Annotated in this window: 8 protein-coding genes and 1 pseudogene; 3 read left to right on the top strand and 6 right to left on the bottom strand. The window is 41.9% G+C overall.

Going from position 1 to position 20,860, the window contains the following annotated elements:
- Positions 1–111: 111 nt before the first annotated feature.
- Genes AC23P2_RS29760 through AC23P2_RS29745 form a run of 4 tightly spaced genes read right to left on the bottom strand, consistent with a single transcriptional unit; the run spans position 112 to position 14,647 of the window.
- Entirely contained in the window at positions 112–10,023 is a 9,912-nt protein-coding gene (locus AC23P2_RS29760; protein WP_487776566.1) for a DUF7933 domain-containing protein, read from the bottom strand.
- A 19-nt stretch (positions 10,024–10,042) separates the two neighbouring features.
- Positions 10,043–11,581 (bottom strand): hypothetical protein, encoded by a 1,539-nt coding sequence (locus tag AC23P2_RS29755; RefSeq protein WP_487776565.1) that lies wholly within the window; start codon positions 11,579–11,581, stop codon positions 10,043–10,045.
- A gap of 49 nt (positions 11,582–11,630) precedes the next feature.
- Positions 11,631–13,148, bottom strand: coding sequence for a DUF11 domain-containing protein (locus AC23P2_RS29750; RefSeq protein WP_487776564.1), 1,518 nt, complete (start codon positions 13,146–13,148; stop codon positions 11,631–11,633).
- Between the two features lie 26 nt (positions 13,149–13,174).
- Positions 13,175–14,647 (bottom strand): tetratricopeptide repeat protein, encoded by a 1,473-nt coding sequence (locus AC23P2_RS29745; RefSeq protein WP_487776563.1) that lies wholly within the window; start codon positions 14,645–14,647, stop codon positions 13,175–13,177.
- Between the two features lie 512 nt (positions 14,648–15,159).
- On the opposite strand from AC23P2_RS29745, the gene AC23P2_RS29740 reads away from it, so the two are divergent.
- A complete protein-coding gene (locus AC23P2_RS29740) occupies positions 15,160–15,879 on the top strand; it encodes a LytR/AlgR family response regulator transcription factor (RefSeq protein WP_487776562.1) in 720 nt (239 codons plus the stop codon).
- A gap of 13 nt (positions 15,880–15,892) precedes the next feature.
- On the opposite strand, the gene AC23P2_RS29735 is transcribed toward AC23P2_RS29740, so the two are convergent.
- Positions 15,893–17,932, bottom strand: a complete 2,040-nt coding sequence (locus AC23P2_RS29735; protein WP_487776561.1) for an ATP-binding protein — start codon at positions 17,930–17,932, stop codon at positions 15,893–15,895.
- Positions 17,933–18,079: 147 nt separating this feature from the next.
- On the opposite strand from AC23P2_RS29735, the gene AC23P2_RS29730 reads away from it, so the two are divergent.
- Positions 18,080–18,352: a transposase gene (locus AC23P2_RS29730; protein ID WP_487776560.1), complete on the top strand. Its 273-nt coding sequence runs from the start codon at positions 18,080–18,082 to the stop codon at positions 18,350–18,352.
- Positions 18,353–18,576: 224 nt separating this feature from the next.
- Positions 18,577–19,200: pseudogene (locus AC23P2_RS29725) on the top strand (IS3 family transposase); the annotation flags it as partial.
- A 157-nt stretch (positions 19,201–19,357) separates the two neighbouring features.
- Here the strand turns inward: AC23P2_RS29725 and AC23P2_RS29720 are convergent.
- The coding region (locus tag AC23P2_RS29720; RefSeq protein WP_487776559.1) for an Ig-like domain-containing protein at positions 19,358–20,860 on the bottom strand (1,503 nt) is incomplete at its 5' end.

Raw genomic sequence — 20,860 nt, 5'->3', positions numbered from 1 at the left:
TGTAACTAATTAATATTCAGCATATTAATTAATTTTTGCAATAAAGCTATTTATAACTACAAATGAGGCTGTCCTTTTGAGACAGCCTCTTGTGAGTTAGGGTGTGTTTATCTACTTCTTAATTTTCTTTATCGTAAAGGGCACGCATTTTTCAATTGGACAGCAATTGGTGCTGTTTTCGATGATAATAGGGCAACAGCCGCCTGTGGGGCAAGCTTGGTTAGAAGCTGTGTAAGTGTAAATACCTACTCCACTCAACAAGACTACATTCCCCGAAGCAATTGGCACAGAACCACCATCTTTGAACCATTGGACGTTGGTGTATTTTGTTGGTACCGATGCTTCTACTTTGCTTCCTGTACACAGTTTGAAAGGTACAGTAAAACACTGACGATCCATGTCATCTTCGCTGTCTTTTCCGTTGCTCGGTGAACTATCTTTGTCTTTTTCATTCACTTTGCTGATTTCTGCCGTGTTGAAATGTACTCCTTCTTGCGTTGCCTTCACGCGGTAGGTCAGCGTAGCTGTGTCACCATTGGCGGCAATGTTGCCCACGTTCCAATTGATGACGTTACCTGTAATCGTTGCAGACCCACGACTCGCTGCGAAGCTTCCAGCTACAAATTGTACCGTCGTCGCGATTGAATCTGCCACTTCTACCCCCGTGGCGTTGCTGTTGGATTCGTTCCAGACTTTCAAGGTGTAAGTCAAGACATCACCGATTTGAGCAATTTTTGTGTTGATAGACTTCTTCAATGCCAAGTCAACTTCCTTGGTGCAATCTTGGGCATTGATGGTAGCCATGACGCGGCTCGTACTTATTGCCGTGGGACAAGAAGGGTCCGTACTGCGAGCTTGAGCGTAGTAGGCTGCACCTGTCGCTGGTACATTACCCGATGGCTTATAACTGAGTCCTGTAGAAACGACTGTACCTCCCGTTGATTGCGTGAACCATTCCACTGTGGCTAATCCGACTACCGTCGCTTTCATCGTCGGGAAGGTATCGCCAGCACAAGCTGTCATACTGGCCGTCAGTAAAATAGGTAGCTTCGGCATACAGTTACAATTTTGGCCTACTATTACAGTATCAAACTGGCAAACGCTATTCAAGCTGTCGGTTATTCGTAAGTTTGCCCCATTAGGAATGCCTGAAATTGTATAGGGATTAGTACCCGTCGCAATACCAGAGCTAAACTTAGGAGTCCCTAACTTCCCACTAATTTCTACCACTACCGAGTAGGTGCTGTTATCCGATGAACACTGCGTTGGGGTAATTAGCTTAAAACTTGGCTTGACACAATCTGGGCACACTTTACTCATCAAGGTTACAGCCTTGTCGGGACAACCTGCCTTCTTTACCGTCAACACAAGAGTTGTTCCTGAAGGGATGGCTGTGATTACACCTGTACCCACTGTCCCTACATTTGAAGTGACTACTGTTTCTGTGGTAGTCAGATAATTCACTTTGTAAGTGCTTCCACCTACTACTTCGCATACTGGTAAACTGACCGATACATCGGCATTTACGCACGGACTACTACAATCGGTGGGTGACTTTACTTCCACTTTTGAACTACAAGTGGGCGAATTGGAAGCTGTGAGCACTACATCAACTCCGACAGGGATGCTGATTACGGCATTGCCCGATACCACCCCCGCACTGGTTGTTACGTTGCCATTAACTACATTGAAGGCCACAGAGTAAGTAGTTCCATTACAAATGGGTTGGCCAACACCTAGCAAAGGTAGGCTGCAATTATTTCCTTGTGAGCAATCACTTGGGCTTTGTTGTGTCGCCGAGACAGTGCATCCAACTCCATTTGAAGCTGTTACTACTACGTTTACCCCTACTGGAATACCTGTAATTGTGTTTCCATTCAGGGTGCCTGCACTTACGGTGACACTCCCACCACTTGCGCTGAAGTTGACACTGTAGGTACTATTGCCTGTACATACTACCCCGCCTAGGGTCAGCGTTGGCTTAGCACAAAGAACTACTTTGGCCAAAGCAGCATCTACGGTGAAGTTATTAGTCGCCAACAACTCTGCGGGAGTAGTAGGGTTGAAGACAGGACTCAAGGTGATTACTTGGCTCAACCCTGTTGTTGGGTTGAAATCACTGTCTTTGGTATCGTCAGTGCCAGTATTCTGCTTTGTTGAAATAGCACAAGTATCGTTCAAGCTCGTTTTGTCGATTTCAACGACATAATCGCCTGCCAACAAACCCGTGAAGAGGTAATCCCCTTCGGTTGCCGTGGTTTTACTTTGAAGTACTGAACCTGTTTTAGTTCCGCCCAAAGCAGCGTACACGTTGACTTTGATGCCTGCAACTCCTTTTTCAGCGGGCAGGTCTTGTACACCATTGTTGTTGAAATCTTTCCATATCAAATCTCCGATGCTTCCTACGGGTTTGTCGCAAATAGGTGCGTTGACTGTGAGGGTGTCTCTGCATCCTGTTGGACTGGTAATGATGAGTTTTATCGAAGAGGTTGTCAATGGAATAGTTGTGATGCTATCGCCCGTTACTGTTAACGTAGGTACTGTACTGACTACACCACCCGTTGCCACAAATTTAATCGAATAAGCAGTGCCGTTTTGACGACATGATGGGTAACCATTGGCAACTGTAATTACTGGTTTAGTATCAACGATGACTTGAGCCGTGTCCGTACACGTCTGACCACCACCCGTCACTGAGTACACAAACCTGTACGTTCCTGCCGCATTCAAACCGCTGATGTTGCCACTCGCATCTATCGTCGCTGCACTTGGGTTGGCTGGACTACCTATCGGTGCCCACGTACCACCTGCCGTCACCGCCGTCAATTTCGCCGTCGACGTCGGTTGACATACCGAGGCCGCATCAGGACCCGCATCGGGTTTGACGCATCCCGCACAAGGCGACACCGTCACTGCTACTGTGTCCGTACATCCGTTCAAGGTATACACAAATTGGTACGTGCCTGCTACGCTCATGCCTGTCACATTATTGCCCGAAATCGTCGCCGTTGCTGGAGTTGTTCCTAGCTGAGTCCACGTACCTCCCGCGGGGCTGGGTACTAGCGTCGTTGAAGTCGTCAACGTATTCGTCGCGGTATTCGCACAAGCCAACATCTGGTCAGTGCCTGCGATTGGCTTGGGATTCACCGTCACCACCACATTGGCCGTATCCTTGCAACCCGCTGCATTTTGGGCCACCAACACGTAGGTCGTTGTTGCTGTCGGTTTCACCGAACTTGGCGTCGTGACCGCCGTACCACTCGCCGTTCCTATTGTCCACGCTGGACTTAAATACGTTCCATAACTTGTAATCTTTGTCGTCAAATCTACCGATTCGCCCGCGCATATCGTCGCAGAACCGTCGGCTATCGTGGGCTTGGCTAACACCACCACTTGGGCCGTGTCCGTACACGTCTGACCACCACCAGTCACCGAGTACACAAACTTATACGTTCCTGCCGCATTCAAGCCACTGATGTTACCACTACCATCTATCGTCGCTGCACTTGGGTTGGCGGGGCTACCTATCGGTGCCCACGTACCACCTGCCGTCACCGCCGTCAATTTCGCCGTCGACGTCGGTTGACATACCGAGGCCGCATCAGGACCCGCATCGGGTTTGACGCATCCCGCACAAGGCGACACCGTCACTGCTACTGTGTCCGTACATCCGTTCAAGGTATACACAAATTGGTACGTGCCTGCTACGCTCATGCCTGTCACATTATTGCCCGAAATCGTCGCCGTTGCGGGGGTCGTGCCTAGCTGAGTCCATGCACCACCCACTGGGCTGGGTACTAGCGTCGTTGAAGTCGTCAACGTATTCGTCGCGGTATTCGCACAAGCCAACGTCTGGTCAGTGCCTGCGCTTGGCTTGGGATTCACCGTCACCACCACATTGGCCGTATCCTTGCAACCCGCTGCATTTTGGGCCACCAACACGTAGGTCGTTGTTGCTGTCGGTTTCACCGAACTTGGCGTCGTGACCGCCGTACCACTCGCCGTTCCTATTGTCCACGCTGGACTTAAATATGTATTGTAATTTGAGATTTTCGAGATTAAATCCACCGATTCGCCCGCGCATATCGTCGCAGAACCATCGGCTATCGTGGGCTTGGCCAAGACAATCACTTGAGCCGTGTCCGTACACGTTTGACCACCACCCGTCACCGAGTACACAAACCTGTACGTTCCTGCCGCATTCAAACCGCTGATGTTGCCACTCGCATCTATCGTCGCTGCACTTGGGTTGGCTGGACTACCTATCGGTGCCCACGTACCACCTGCCGTCACCGCCGTCAACTTCGCCGTCGACGTCGGTTGACATACCGAGGCTGCATCGGCTCCCGCATCGGGTTTGACGCATCCAGCACAAGGTGACACCGTCACTGCTACCGTATCTTTACATCCGTTCAAGGTATACACAAACTGATACGTGCCTGCTACGCTCATGTCTGTCACGTTATTGCCCGAAATCGTCGCCGTTGCTGGAGTTGTTCCTAGCTGTGCCCACGCCCCCCCCGCGGGGCTGGGTACTAGCGTCGTTGAAATTGTCAGCGTATTCGTCGCGGCATTCGCACAAGCCAACGTCTGGTCAGTGCCTGCGATTGGCTTCAGATTCACCGTCACTACCACGTTGGCCGTGTCTTTGCAACCCGCTGCATTTTGGGCCACCAACACATAGGTCGTCGTTGCTGTCGGTTTCACCGAACTTGGCGTCGTGACCGCCGTGCCACTCGCCGTTCCTACTGTCCACACTGGGCTTAAATACGTATTGTAATTTGTAATTTTAGAAGTTAAATCGACTGACTCTCCTGCACATATTGTGACAGAATTATCTGCGATTATTGGTTTGGGATTGATAACTAATTTTACAAATGCAGTATCAGCACACGTGACCTCACCTGTATTATTCACAACTACGGCATAATATTTTGTGCCTGCTGTGGTTAAGGTTGTTCCTGAGGGCGTAAACATTGCCGTTGTTTGACTTGCAATGGCTGTACCTAAACTATTGGTGGTATCAGCTAATGGGCCATACCATGTGTATTCTACACCTGTGCTTGGGCTAACCGTATAAGCAGCAGCTACACTTCCAACACAAATCGTTTGTATCTTGGGTAAAATGGTAGCAACTGGCGGTGTACAAGCCTGCGTCACTGTAATAGATAACGTTACCGAATCTTTACAAGCTCCGTAACCTGTTACTTGATTATCACCCATTACTTTTAGGGTATAAACACCCGCAGTTGTTGGGGCTGTCCAAGTTGCAGTATTACCTTGTGGATTAAATCTTCCACCTATCGAACTGTTCGACCAATTGAATGCTGTTTTTGTGGCATCAATACCTGTACCCAAAGTAGTAAAGTTTACCGTAGCATTAGGGGCAATATTCCCAATTGGGCTTTGTGTGATACTTGTCAAATCTATGGCGGCACATGGTGCAGCTACCACGGTTAAACAAGCCTCTGCAATATTTTGATTACCAATATTTTCGTATGTACCGATTGTACCCGTAAGTTGGTTCAATCCAATTCTGTTGCAGTAAGTTCCTGCTGTGGCAGACTTTACAGGCACAACAATGGTACAAGAACCTGTCGGAATAACCGCCCCTGCTGTAAGACCCACTTGGTCGGTGCTACCGAATGTACTGATATTAGGACAAGTACCCGAAGTAGCTCCACCCAAAATCAAACCTGTTGGTAAATAATCCACAAATTTTTCGCTGAGAGTAAAGTTCAAAGGGTCTTGATTTTGAATGGTGATGGTCAGTGTCGCATTGGTATTGGTATTGACACTTGATACACTAAATGATTTTTTGATACTTGGAGGAATTTGGAAATTACTACTAGCAATTACGCAAGCCTCAGTTGCCAAACAGTTATTACCCATGGTAGTTTTCAGACTTCCTACGGCAATATCATTGCAATACATACCATCACTTGGTACAATAACATCTACTGATATTTGGTTTAACCCAGGTAGAAGCACTGTTCCACTTGGTATTTTGATGCTTGCCCCTCCTGCGGTGGCAATTACTCCTGTTAAATTACTGCTCAAATTTGGCGTAGCTGCTACTACCATTGCAGAAGGCGTTCCTCCGACAGGACTTGTTGGAAATACATCTATAAAATCTTGGGTAAGACTTACAGGTGTAGGTTCGTTATTGGTAATTTTAATCGTCAAACGTACTGGTGTATTAGCCTTCGTTTGCATAGGGCTAAACTCCTTGCTGATAGTAGGTGAGCTATTGCCTGTTGCGGTGGCAGTAGCACTACTGTAATCGTCTTCGGTGCTTACACCATTAGCAGGGGTGCTGTTTGGGTCATTGAGCGGTGAGGCAGACATTACTTCGGCAGTATATTTATACGTACCTGCTACCAATGCTTTGGTAGTAACCGTAAGCGTAGCTGATGCCCCTGCTGCCAAACTCGGCACTAACCAACCTGAACCAGGAGAATAAGTACCTACACTTGGGTTTGCAGAATCAAATGTCAAACCATCGGGCATAAGGTCAGCTACTTGAATATCGGTAGCAGCCATTGTACCTGTATTTTGTAGGGTAAATGTCCAAACAAAATCTGTGCCTGTACTACCACAGGTACTACCCGCAGTAGGGCTTACACCTGCTGTAAGTTTAAGGTCAATATTTTGTGTACCCAAACAAATCGCAAAACAAGCAGTATTATTACTACTCACGGCATCGGTAGCCAAGGCTGACGAAATACTTCCGCAAGCTGTTTGGCAAGCTCCACACACTTTTTCTGTGAGTGTTACTGTCTCGTCTGTAAAACAATCGTCTGCTCCATTAAAAACCCTTACTGTATAAACTTGTGTTCCTGAGGGATTGGGCAAGCCTGTAAATGTATAAGCTCCCGCCGCCAAAGCCACGGCTTTGTCATAAGATACGCCTGTGTAAGAATCTCCTGCCGAAATACCCACTTTATCGCCACCTGTTACGGCTGTTACTGCCACGTTAGCATCTATATTGGTCATGCCCGATGCTCCACAAGTAGCTTGTGTAGCCGTAAGCACTGTACCTATTGGTGGAACGCAAGGTGGTATTGGGACAGGACAAGTAGTTGAGTTGATGTTTACATTGTAATCTTGGTAACAAACATCATTGCCATTGAATACCCTGATGGTATAAGTTGTTACACTTGTTGGGTTGCTAAGTGCCGTAAAAGTATATGCTCCTGACACTAAGGCTGTGGCTGCCGAATAGGCTGGGCCTGTATAAATATCATCGGCAAAAATGCCTACTTTGTTGCCATTGGTTACGGCAGTGATGGCTATTTGGGCGTTGTTATTTGCCGTACCTGCCGTACAGGTGGCATCGGTAGGGGTTATAGTGCCTGTGGGTCTGGTACAGGCTGGCACACAGGTTTTTTCGTTGATGGTAACGCTATAATCTCGATAACAAGCATCCGAACCGTTGTAAATTCTAATGGTATAAATTTCTCCACCTACCGTGTTGGGCAATGCCGTAAAGGTGTATGCACCTCCCACTAAGGCAGTAGCCACACTATAATTATTGCCCGAAAACTCAGAACCTACCGAATAAGCCACTTTGTCGCCATTACTTACAGCACTTATGGCTATTTGGGCATCACTGTTTGCCGTACTTCCTGTACAAGTCGCTTGAGTAGTCGTTACAGTACCTGTGGGAGTAGTACAAGTAGGTACGCATATTTTTTCGTTGATGGTAACGCTATAATCTCGATAACAGGCATCCGAACCGTTGTAAATTCTAACGGTATAAATTTGTCCACCTACTGTGTTGGGCAATGCCGTAAAGGTGTATGCACCTCCCACTAAGGCAGTAGCCGCACTATAATTATTGCCCGAAAACACAGAACCTATCGAATAAGCTACTTTGTCACCATTGCTTACGGCAGTTATTGCTATTTGAGCATTACTGTTTGCCGTACTTCCTGTACAAGTAGCTTGGGTAGGCGTTACAGTGCCTGTCGGAGTGGTACAAGTAGGTACGCATATTGTGGTGTTGATAGTAACAGGAAAATCTTTGTAACAATTATCTTTTCCGTTGAAAATACGAACGGTATAAACTTGGCTTACCGCTGGGTTTTCTAAACCTAAAAAATTGGTTGCTCCGCCTACCAATGTTGTAGCCGTTGCGTAATTGGTTGTACCCGTATAGGTATTCCCTACCGAATAGGCTGCTTTGTCGCCATTGCTTACACCCGACACATTGATTTTAGCATCGCTATTGGCAGTGCTACCCGTACAAGTGGCTGAGGTTGTGTTTACTATACCATCTGGAAATGTACAAGGTACTACTGGAGCACAATCTTTGTTGGCAAGTATTACCTGATAGTCTTTGAAACAAGTATTGCTACCGTTGTATATCCTAACCGTATAAGTTTGGTTTGCCGCTGGGTTTGCCAAACCCGTAAAGTTGGTTGCTCCACTTACCAATGCCGTAGCCGTAGCGTAAGTAGTAGTACCTGTATAGGTATTCCCTATCGAATAGGCAGCTTTGTCGCCATTGCTTACACCCGACACATTGATTTGAGCATCGCTATTGGCAATGCCGCCCGTACAAGTAGCAGGGGTTGCATTTACAGTACCATCTGGAAATGTACAAGCTATCACTGGGGTACAGTCTTTATTGGCAAGTATTACCTGAAAATCTTTGAAACAAGTATTGCTACCATTATATACCCTAACGGTATAAGTTTGGTTAGTAGCAGGATTGGGCAAACCTGTAAAAGTATATGCTGCCGACACTAAGGGCGTAGCAGTTGTATAGGTGGCTGTACCTGTATAAGTTGCTCCTGTCGATATGGCTACTTTGTCGCCATAAGTTACACCAGTAACGGCAATTTGGGCATTATTGTTGGCTGTTGTACCTGTGCAGGTAGCCAATACAGCGGCAACCTTAGCCGTAGGCGAGCTACAGGTAACAGGACAAACAACAGGATTGAGCGTTACGGTTTTGTCTGTATAGCACGTAGGGCTAAATATCCGCATGGTATAAGTTTGAGGCGAAGCTGGGTTGGGCAGTTTGGCATCTACTGTACCCGTTATAGGTATGGCAGTGCTACCACTGGCGTAGGTGGCAGTGCCAGTATAAGTACTGCCTTTGCTATAAGCAGCTTTGTAAGTAGTTGCAAAAGAACCAGGCACTACGCTAATTCTACCATCGCTATTTGCTCCAGTAGCACTACAAGTAGCAGGGGTTACAGCGGCAATGGGGCTTGGGTTACTGCCACAAGTACCATTAATTGTTATATCATCATAACCTGTTGGGCGACCTGCTTTAAAATCTGTTAAACGTTCAACCAATCCAAAAACAACTTTATACGTTACTTCTTTAGAGCCATCAGAGCAAAACATTGCTGTACTTGGAAATGTAAATGTCATTACCTCATGAGGCTTTGTAATATTTTGGGTTTGGCTATAAATCTGTACACCATTGCGATACACTGCTACACCTTGTTTTGCAAAGGTTGGCGTAGTTGAGTTTGGCGTTGATATCTTCAAACTAAAACTACTCAAACAGCCATACTTACCTTGGGGTATAATATAGGTTGTGTATATATTGGCAGGAATAGCTGGATTCCAAACCGTACTATTAGGGTCATATCCATTACAAGGAATTCCAGTACAAAATTTTCCACCAATAAGACTTTCTACATAATAAAAATTCATTAAACAAAGGGCATTGGAAAAATCAGTTGTGTTTGTATGCCCCGTACTACCTAATAATGCCTGTCCACAACCCGAGTTGATGTCTGGGCAATAAACATAAGCATCAGACTTTAACACAGGATATATTCTTGATGCAGCATTACTTCTTTGAATAGCACCGTTACACTGTGCATTTGCAGTAAATTCTTGAAAAGTCCATTTTGCCAAAACTGAGGGCGTAGTAGAGGCACAGGCTTGGGCGTGGGCTGACGTGATAAATGATGAATGATGCGTGATGAATAAAATCAAAAAGAATGCCCATAGAAACTTAGCGTTTCGGGTGTTAGGTTTTGATATAATTGTTTTCATAATAATGTTTGTTTAAAATTTAATTTACCTTTACACTAATCGTCAATGTCTTGCTACCCCCATTGGCTATTGCCCCTATGTTCCATTGTTTAGTGCTTTCAGAATAAGTTCCTTGGCTGGGGTTGGCGTTTAGCAGGGTTGCATTGCTCGGTATATTGATGTTTGCTATGGCATCGGTTACAGCGTTTGGCCCACTGTTGGTAGCCGTAAAAGTATAGGTCAGCGTTTCGCCTTTATTGCCTGTTTGTGTTGCTGTTGCCACCGTCAGGCTCAAATCTGCTGTTATACAGTTGATAGGGCTAATTATTACAGTATTGTCTATGTAAGACGTAGCCGAAGCAAAAACTCGTATGGTATAAGGCTGATTTACCGTAGGATTGGGCAAGGTACTTGCTACGGTAAAAGGGGCAGTGGTCAGCGTTGTTGCCGAAGCAAAAGCAGGCCCCGTATAGGTGCTACCAATGCTATACCCAACTTTGGTAACATTAGCAAAAGAATTTAACACAAGTTTGGCATTGCTGTTGGTGCTTGTACCCGTACAAGTAGCAGATATTGCCGAGGCTGTTACGGTGGGTGAGGTTGAAAGTCCATTCCATACAAGCCTTTGATTTGAATAAATTGAGACGGCGTTTACAGTTTCGTTCCAAGTGTTTGTTGCAAAATTATAGTCATATACTGTGTTAGTACCATTACTTGGTAGAGCGTATAAATACTGACCGTCAGTATCTATACTACGTCGGACTATAAGATCCGTAGTAGCTTGTATTTTTGTGTGGGTTTGGGTGGTTAAGTCATACTTATACAAAGGACCCGTTTGCGTTTTGTAATAGATAGCATTACCCATCTTTGCCGAAGAACTGGCGGCATTGCCCGTAGTTAAAAGGGTGGTAACAGGGCTGGCGGTATTGGTAACTGGGTCGTACTTAAACATATCTTCGTAGGGGGCACCTCGATGAAAATAAATATAAGTTCCATCGTAAAACTGGGCATAGTTAAACGAAGTTGCTGTTAAGCCTGTTACACCCGCATTGATTACGGTCTGAACCGATGGATTGCTGGCAGATACAGCTAAAGTACTACTATATTTACATATTCCTGATGTCCCTACACCTGTAAGTATAAAAGTGTTGCTTCCAATACAAAAAAACCTGCCTAAAAACAAAGGGCTTGTACTTGATGAAACGTTACTCCATCCAATGCCGACAGTGTACTTTATTAAATCAGCTGTTGTAGGGGCTGTCCATGTACTTAAACCTGCAATTGATCCATCTGTTCCATTATCTCCTCGTGTTGCAAAGTAAGTACCCTTATATCCATTCATCCACATTATGTCGTTTTTATAATTGACAACATTAGGGCCTATCGGAAGATTATCTGGAACACCTCTGGTATATTGCCTGAGGTAATCACCTCCGTGATAAGTACTATTACTCAAATGATAAGTTCCAATTTTTTGAGCATTCGCTTGTGTGGAGAAAAGCAGAGCAATGCCTACGAGGAGGCTGTGCCAGGGTTTTAAATTCAGCCCATCGTTGGGGCGTTTTTTTGATTGTAGCATGTTAGTTTTAAAAATTAATTACACTTTAAAATGTTATGATGAATAATTATTAATTGACCTTTACACTAATCGTGAGTGTTTTGCTACCGCCATTGGCTATTGCCCCTATGTTCCATTGTTTGGTACTTTCGGTATAAGTTCCTTGGCTGGGGTTGGCGTTTAGCAGGGTTGCATTGCTCGGAATATTGATATTGGCTATGGCATCGGTTACAGCGTTTGGCCCACTGTTGGTAGCCGTAAAAGTATAGGTCAGCGTTTCGCCTTTATTGCCTGTTTGTGTTGCTGTTGCTACCGTCAGGCTTAAATCTGCTGCCGTACAGTTGATAGGGCTAATCAACACCTTTTTATCTATGTAAGACGTAGCCGAAGCAAAAACTCGTATGGTATAAGGCTGATTTACAGTAGGATTGGGCAAGGTACTTGCTACGGTAAAAGGGGCAGTGGTCAGTGTAGTTGCCGAAGCAAAAGCAGGCCCCGTATAGGTGTTACCAATGCTATATCCAACTTTGGTAACATTAGCAAAAGAATTTAGTATAAGTTGGGCATTGCTGTTGGTACTTGTACCCGTACAAGTAGCCGATATTACCGAGGCTGTTGCATCGGGTACGGTAGAAGTGCCATTCCATACTAACCTATTGGTTGAAGACATTTGAAGGAAAGTTGCAAGACCTCTCCATGTATTCGTTGAAAAATTATAGTCGTACAATGTTTGTGAAAGATCGACTGGTAATGCATATAAAGTTTGCCCGTCAGTAACCATATAATTTCGAGTTATAGCATCCGAATTCGCTTGGATTTTTGTGTGAGTTTGGGTGACTAAGTCATACTTATACAAAGGTCCTGTTGGCGTTTTGTAATAGATAGCATTGCCTATCTTTGCCGACGAACTGGTGGCATTGCCCGTAGTTAAAAGGGTAGTAACAGGGCTAACCGTATTGGTAATAGCATTGTACTTAAACATATCTTCGTAAGGGGCACCTCGATGAAAATAAACATCACTTCCATCAGCAAAACTGGCGTAATTAAACGAACTCGCTGATAAGCCTGTTACACCTGCATTGATAACAGTCAAAACCGATGGGTTTGTGGGAGATACAGCAGCAGATTGTGTATATTTACATATTCCCGATGTACCCACACCTGTAAGTATAAAGTTGCCATTTCCAACAGAAAAAAACTTGCCCAAAAATAAAGGACTTGGACCTGATGATACTGAACTATAAGTATTAGTGATGAAACTATATGACTGTAATATAGCCGTTGTAGGGGCAACCCACGTACCTGTCCCATCTGCTGCGAGTCCATTAGCACCTCGTGTTAGAAACACAGAACTATTACCTGTGGAATGCATCCAGATGTGTGCTTGCTGAATACTAGCACTAGCGAATCCTGTTTTTTGATTAGGGTCTCCTCTTAAAAAGGTATATGTTTGAGTAGCATATTTGAGGTCATATAGCATAACTTGAGCATTGGCTTGGGTAGAAAAAAGCAGAGCAATGCCTACGAGGAGGTTGTACCAGGGTTTTAAATTCAGCCCATCGTTGGGGCGTTTTTTTGATTGTATCATGTTAGTTTTAAAAATTAGTTGTTATGTTATATTAAGTCTAAAATTAGTTTGCTATTGGGTCTCCGCTTGAGGGCTGCCTTTTGAGCTTGCAAAGCCGCTTGCTTGTCGTTTCGGTAGAGATGCAACCGAATTAAGCTCTCCTCTATGGGGTACATTAGGCGGGGTGGTTCGTCGTACTTTATTAGGTTTTGCAGTTTGATGGCCTCCTGCCACGCCGCATCATTGAAGGGTTTTGAAGCATTAAGGTTGTCTATCCAACCCGCCAGTTCGTAGCGAGCCATGTTGAGTATATCGTAGGTTTCGTTGATACTTTTGAACTCTGCTGTTTGTTGATACTTCATTGCTTCCCTTTCAAACTGTTGCATCAATTGGGTAAGTTCGGCTCCTTTGGCAATGGCAATCTCGTCCTGTGCCATTTTGCTTGCTGAAACGAGGGTATTTCCTTCTTTGGGAGTTATTGATGCCATACCTTGTACATAAGCCCTTATAGCTTGCAGATAAATACGTACCATCGGGTTGGTGATGGGGGCATCTGGGGTATGCAGCCAAAAATTAAGTTCATCTTTTGCATCTCGCCATTGCCAGTAGCGGATGGCTACCAAAGCAGGTAAAATTCGTCCTTCATATAGTAGCATTTGGGCGGCTCCAGTATTAGGGATTTTGTTACTCAGCGTTATGTAAGCTAATTCTTTGGCTGTTTTGTAAGCAGTTTTGTAGTCGTTAAGTTCAGCCTGTGCAACTGCCAAAAATTGTAAGTTATGTATGTAGTTTTGGTTAGAAGAGAGGGGGATATTTTCAGCTTTGTGGTAGGCCAATTCTTGAGTTCGAGTCTGATTAAAAACCTTGGCAGCTTTCTCGTAGTTACCAACCAGATAATACAAATGGCCTGGCATGTGTGACAGGTGTGGAGAGTTTTTGCCAATTTTGAGCATTTTTTCAGTAACAGAAAACGCCTTAGCGAAGTCAGGCCGTAGTTCCATTACGTGGATATAATAATGCATTAGCGCTGCATTATTGGGATATTTTTTGAACGAATTTTCAAGAAGCTGTTTTACTTCTTGCTGTGTAGTTGCGTTATCGTGTTGACGTAGAATGATGGCAGCAAATGCAATAGCTTCGGGTTGATTGGGGTACTTTTTGTAAAGGTTTCTGAATGGTGTTTGGGCTTTTGCAATGCCACCATTAACCAATACAGCCGAAGCTTCTATCAAATCTTTTTCAAAGGGTGTACAAGAAGCTTGAAGTTTGAGTGCTTTATTGATAGAATTTTGCCAGATGGGCTCATTTCCCCCAAAACCTGGGGCACACATTGCCAAACCCCAATGGCCCATGGCACAAGTAGAATCGTATTTAATGACTTCTTTGAATGCCCGATAGGCTTCTAAGTACCAAAACCCATGCAAGTAATTCAGTCCTTGGTCAAACCACTTTTGGGCATCTTTATGGATAGTAGAAATTGTTAAATGACTATTACCAGTACCTTCACGATGATGTGGCATAGGTAAAGAATCAATACCTTTGGGTGTAGAAGATGCTCCAATGGTACATAATAATGTTGCTGAATACGTATATTTAGATTCAGTATAACACCCCGTTAGAAGTAGGTAGAGTGAGATTAATGGCATTTTTATCAATGCCTTTAGGTTAAAAAAAACGTTCATCGTGTAGGGTACTAAGTATGTATGTTATACCCCCACTACAAATCGAAGTCCAATTTTGATATTTATAAATAAGGTATCACCAATATCTAAAATAATAACACCAAATATCTATTTTGACTTTACAAAAGTCAATAATATAGGCATGTCAAATATGTAAAATACTTTAAGATAGTTGTCTCTTTTTTTGTTATTATACAAAAAAGCATTTTTTTTACACAAAAAGATTAATTTATACACATAAACAGACCTTTTTGATACATAAAAATAATCCTTGGCGTTATGTCCTAGGTAAGTTGTTGATTTCTTGGCACATTTTTTATGAATATCAATTTATCTTAACTTTTTAAATTATGCACATTAGAAACTGTTTAATCATTGAGGATAGTGAAGTATTTAGCTTTATGCTTGAAAGTTATTTAAAAAAGATGCCACTTTTTCAACTAGTTAAGACTTGTCAAACGTACTCTGAAGCCGTCGATATCCTTTGTTCTGAAAAAATAGACTTAGTATTCTTAGATATTGAATTACCTGATATTTCAGGTTTGGAACTGTTACGAAGTTTTTCCAATCTTCCACCTACTATCATTACTACTTCGCATAAAGAATATGCGGTTGATAGTTACGAAATTGGAAAAGCGGTAGATTATTTAGTAAAACCATTTACTTTTGAGCGATTTATAATGGCTGTAAATAGAGCATTATCTATAAACTTTGGTAATCATAGCTTTCTGGATAATGACTTTATTATTGTAAAAATGGGTAGAATATTACAAAGGTTTAATCTAAATGAAATAGATTATATAGAAGCCTTTACTATTTACTCAAAAATTTTTTATAACGAAGTACCTTATATTGTTAATGAAATTATCTCATCTTTAAATACTCAACTCGACTCTCAAAAATTTATACGAGTACACAAGTCTTACATTGTTAACGTAAAAAAAATTACTAGTATAGATACAAAAAATATCTGGATTGGAAAGATAGCTATCCCAATTGGAAAATCATATCGACCTCAATTTGAAGGATTATTACAGCTATTTGATAAGAACAAACATATTGATGAGTAAAAATTTAAGCTCTTTACTTAAAGAGTAGAGATACAGTTGTACCACCAAGAGTACTGTTAAGGGTAAGTTCACCCGCATTTTTTAAAACTAGTTCCTTGCAGATTTTTAGACCCAATCCTACTCCTTTCTCACCAGATGTACCTTTTTGAGTTTCTGGGAAGCGCGTATTATAATTAAAAGACTCTGGCAAACCAATACCTGAGTCTTTTATATTAATGCTTGCTTGATTATTGGTATTTACACTTTCTATTAAAATAGTACCGTTTATGGGGGTAAACTTAATGGCATTAGAGAGTAAATTACGCAATACAATTTCTATTTCCTTTTCATTTACTACGGCTTCGGTTGGTTTTAATTCCAACAATATGTTAATGGATTTTGCTTCAACGTTATTTTTTAACTGTTGTAATACTCTTTCAATGATAGGATTAAGATCTACTAAATGACGCTTATTATTTTGATAACTTAATTCTAAAAGTGACCAATATAAAAGATTATTTAACATCCCCTCAACTGATTCTATTTTGTTTGCAAGTGGTATCATAAATTCTTTTAGTTTTGATGGTGTAATGGCATTAGAATTAAATAACATCAATATCGCTTTTAGTTCGTTGATAGGGTTTTGTAAATCATGCCCCAATACAGCAAATATTTTATCTTTGACATGATTTGCATCGGTAAGTTCTTTCGTTTTCTTTTCTAAAGAATAATTTTGTATTTCTAAGAGGCGCCTTAGGTGACGTTGTTTTCGATAACTACTAAGCGCCCAAGCCAAAAGAAAAATGGTTAAAGCTGAAAGTCCAATAAACATATATTTTTGCTGCTGTTCTATCTTGATACGTTCGTCTTTGAGTTTGTTCTGGAATTCTTGGAAGGCTATTTCTTTTTGCTTTTCAGAAAGTTCGAGTTGTTTTTCTACTTCTAAGCTTAGTTGTTGTTGTTGGTTATTATTATATTTTTTATTAATACTCAATGCTTTTACTAAATATTCATTTGCTTTTTTGACTTTTCCAAGTTTACTATAGGCCATAGCCATGTTCTCTAATATATTAAATTCTTTGTCATCAAACTGAGAGTTTTTAAAAAAATTATAGGATTTCTCTAGATACATAAGCCCTTTTTTGATTTGACCCAGCCCTACGTAGTTTTTTCCCAACGAATAATATTTATTATATAAAATGATTTCAGGTAATACTTTTATATCAACAGTAGCTTTATTGATGTAGTAATTAGACTCATTATATTTTTTTTCAAGGGTTAAAATAGTAGCATAATTTCCATATACTACCGACATCATACTTAATGATAACTCGTTCTTTTTGATAGAAGCAATTTTCTCTGCTTCATTTAAAAAAGGTTTATACCTTTCGGAAAAGGTTTGAGTAATGGATGGAGTATTGCTTTTGTAAAAAAGGTCTGCTTCAGATGATAAAAGTACTGAGTATTGAACATTATAATAGACAGAGTCTCGAAAAGAAATCATAAATTTTCGAGATTTTTGCAAATATTCTTTCCCTTTATTAAGGTTTTCTAATGTAATATAATCTTGAGCAATATTAGTATAGATACTAAAGAGTAATAACCTATCGTAAGCTCTAGATTGTAAAAAATTGTATTTTTTGAGTATTTGTTGTAACTCGTTTATGCGTTGTCCTGACGATTTACACAACAAAGTTTTATTGAAAAGTGCATATTTAATTTGTTTGTCGTCCTTCAATCTTAAACCTATTTGATAGGCTTGGTCATAATAATAAGCAGCGGAGTCAGATTTTCCTAATCGGTCATAAGCCATAGCTAAACCATTGTACAATTTAGCATTAATAATATGATTGGGATATCCTTTGCTTATATTTAGTCCTTTCCGAACATAATAAAAAATACTATCTGCTCTAATTTGTAAATTAGCTATTTCTAAATAACAAACCATTTTAGTGGTGTCATGCTTGGCTGTTTGTAATTTTTGTTGCCAACCAGTTATGGTTGTAGGTGTTTTTTGAGCAAAGCTTATTTGTAAAAAAAATACCATTATGAATAAGATAATCAAGTTTTTCATTATTTGCCTTAGTATTAAAGAACAAAAGTAGCAAAGTCAATCAAAAGATAAGAAAAAAATATAATTTATATTGTCCTGCTCCCACAAGACGTAACCATTTAAAGTTGGAGGGAATTTCTTAATTTTCACAATCAAAATGGTAAAACAATGAAACAAACTAAATTTAGCGAAGCTCAAATCTTAGCGATATTGGGTAGCGTAGGCAAAGACAAGAACATAGAAAATGTATGCCGCGAACATGGTATTTCACCAGCTACCTTCTACAATTGGAAAAGTAAATATGGGGGTATGGGTACAGACGAGCTCAAGCGCATGCGAGAGTTAGAATCAGAAAATGCAAGGTTAAAGAAGCTACTAGCCGACAAAAGCCTTGACTACGACATACTCAAGGAGGGGTATGAACTCCTAAAAAAGTTGTAGCCCCTTTTATCCATCAACAAATCGTAAGGCAAATTAGTGTAGAAAAGCAGGTTTCCGTGAGGCGATGCAGTCGGGTATTAGGGCAGCGAAGAATAAGTTTGTACTATAAGCGTAAACGCAAAAACGAAGATGGCGAAATAGAAAAGATGTTGCAAGACAAAGCCGCAGAAAAGCCCAATTGGGGTTTTAAGTTATTGTTTTATTAGTGCCGTAATCAAGCTAAAACGTGGAATAAAAAACGTGTTTATAGGGTTTATAAGGCTAAAAAGCTAAATTTAAGAAGTCCCAAAGCACGTAAGAAGATAAAGAGAGTAGCCATAAATCCGTTGCCGGCAGAACAGATAAATCAAGGCTGGTCTATGGATTTTTTAAGCGATGTACTTTTGAGTGATGAGCGTAAAGTAAGAATTTTAAATGTGCTTGACGAATGCTCAAGAAAAGTACTTCTATCGTTTGCTGCGACAAGTATAAAGGCCAGAAAACTTGTGAAACTTTTACAGGAGTTGATAGCTCAAAAAGGCAAGCCTGCGTATATCAGATGCGACAACGGTCCTGAATTTATCAGCCACATCTTAGAAAAATTCACAAGAGAAAATGGCATTGAAATTAGATTTTCACAGCGGGGTAAACCCACTCAAAATGGGCTTGTAGAACGCTTGAATGGTACGCAACGCAAAGAGTGTCTTAACCTGAAATACTTCAAAACAGTACAAGAGGTTCAGCAGGATTTGGACGAGTGGTGGAACTCTTATAACTTTGATAGACCCCATTCAGCTCTGGGGTATTTAACCCCACAACAGTTTATTGACAAAAATCAAAATATCTACTTTAATTTGGTAGCGGCTTAGGGGAGCAGGACAATATGAGAATCAGGGAATTGTGTAAAACGTATTTGCAAATACAAAAAAAGAAAATACTATTAATCAAATCAGAAAGAGCTTCATAATAAGTAAAAAGCTCCTCTTAACAACGTCAACAGGAGCTTTAAATATACCGATTAGTTAGTTATCTCTTTTTTCTTTTTACTGTAAGTGGAATGCACAACTGCACAGGGCAGCAGTTATCGCCAGGCTCAATAATAATAGGGCAGCAACCACTCACAGGGCACGCTACATTAGTGGATGTGAAGGTATATGTGCCTACTGATTCAGCCAAGACACTATTGCGCCCTCTCCAAGAAATAATTTCCTGGCCATCCTTAAACCAGCTCACTTCCGTATACCTCAAAGCTACGTCCATCTGCACTTTTTCTCCAGCACATAATTTAATTGGAACACTAAAACATTGGCGATCAAGATCATCTTCCTCTTCCTTATTATTGCAGGGGGTTGAATCTATGTCTTTTTCATTGGTTTTGCATATTTCGGCTGTATTGAAATGGACTCCTTCACTTACTGCTTTTACCTTGTAGGATAGCTTTACCGTATCACCATTAGCTGCAATATCGCCTATAATCCACTTAATCACATTTCCACTTATAGTCGCATTACCACGACTTGCCACAAAACTTCCAGCCAAAAACTGAATACTTGTTGCTATACTATCCGTTACTTCTACTCCCGTTGCACCTACTTTCGATTGATTAAATACCTCTAACGTATAAGTCAGTTCGTCACCTATTTTTGCGATTTTCTTATTGATATACTTCTTCAAGGCTACATCGACATTATCGGGACAAGTTTGTGTGGTAATAGTAATTTTAGTTCGATTCATTAGAGGACAAGAGGAATCAGTAGGCTTTACTGCAACAAAGAAGCTATCATTGGCTGTCACTATTCCCGTGGGGGTGAATGTAGTACCTGTTGCTAATATTTCTGTACTGGTATTCGTTTTGTACCATTCTATTGTCCCTGAACCCGTTATGCTTGCTTCCATTTTAGGATAAGAATTTCCCTTACAAACTACCTGAGATGGTACGAGGGCAATAGGTTGGCTTGGACAATTACAATTCGGTGCATTGACTGATAATACAGTCGTACAGCCATTCAAGCTTGCAGTTAAAGTGACCGTTTGACCAGATGGAATACCCGATATAGTAGTGGCTAACATAGTCCCTTTATCCGATACCACAGAACCATTGCTCGTAAATGAAATTGAATAAGTGGTTAAATCGGTTGAACAACCAGTCGTTTCAATGGTAAGCGTCGGCTTGGGCGTAACCGTGACGGTCGCCGTTGCTGTACCTGTTCCCACGCACGGGGCGGTGCCAACTGTGCAAGTGGCCGTGTATGAAGTTGTTGTTGTAGGACTAACCGTTTTAGCTAAACCTGTTGTTCCATCGTTCCAACTAACCGAGCCAGCACAGTTTGAAACTGTCAAGATTGCTGATTGACCAGCACAAATCGTTGGGCTGTTGACCGTCGGTGTGGGTGTCGGCTTGGGCGTAACCGTGACGGTGGCCGTTGCTGTACCTGTTCCCGCGCATGGGGCAGTGCCAACTGTGCAAGTAGCCGTGTATGAAGTTGTTGTTGTAGGACTAACCGTTTTAGCTAAACCTGTTGTTCCATC

It is taken from the genome of Runella sp. R0.1_18 (genome assembly GCF_057652155.1).
The sequence above is the reverse complement of the archived record's forward strand: the minus strand, read 5'-3'. Positions and strand labels throughout refer to the sequence as shown.

Coding starts and splice junctions, on each gene's coding strand:
- AC23P2_RS29730 (WP_487776560.1), top strand. CDS start 18,080: ATGAAACAAACTAAATTTAGCGAAGCTCAAATCTTAGCGATATTGGGT.
- AC23P2_RS29740 (WP_487776562.1), top strand. CDS start 15,160: ATGCACATTAGAAACTGTTTAATCATTGAGGATAGTGAAGTATTTAGC.
- AC23P2_RS29735 (WP_487776561.1), bottom strand. CDS start 17,932: ATGAAAAACTTGATTATCTTATTCATAATGGTATTTTTTTTACAAATA.
- AC23P2_RS29745 (WP_487776563.1), bottom strand. CDS start 14,647: ATGCCACATCATCGTGAAGGTACTGGTAATAGTCATTTAACAATTTCT.
- AC23P2_RS29760 (WP_487776566.1), bottom strand. CDS start 10,023: ATGAAAACAATTATATCAAAACCTAACACCCGAAACGCTAAGTTTCTA.
- AC23P2_RS29750 (WP_487776564.1), bottom strand. CDS start 13,148: ATGATACAATCAAAAAAACGCCCCAACGATGGGCTGAATTTAAAACCC.
- AC23P2_RS29755 (WP_487776565.1), bottom strand. CDS start 11,581: ATGCTACAATCAAAAAAACGCCCCAACGATGGGCTGAATTTAAAACCC.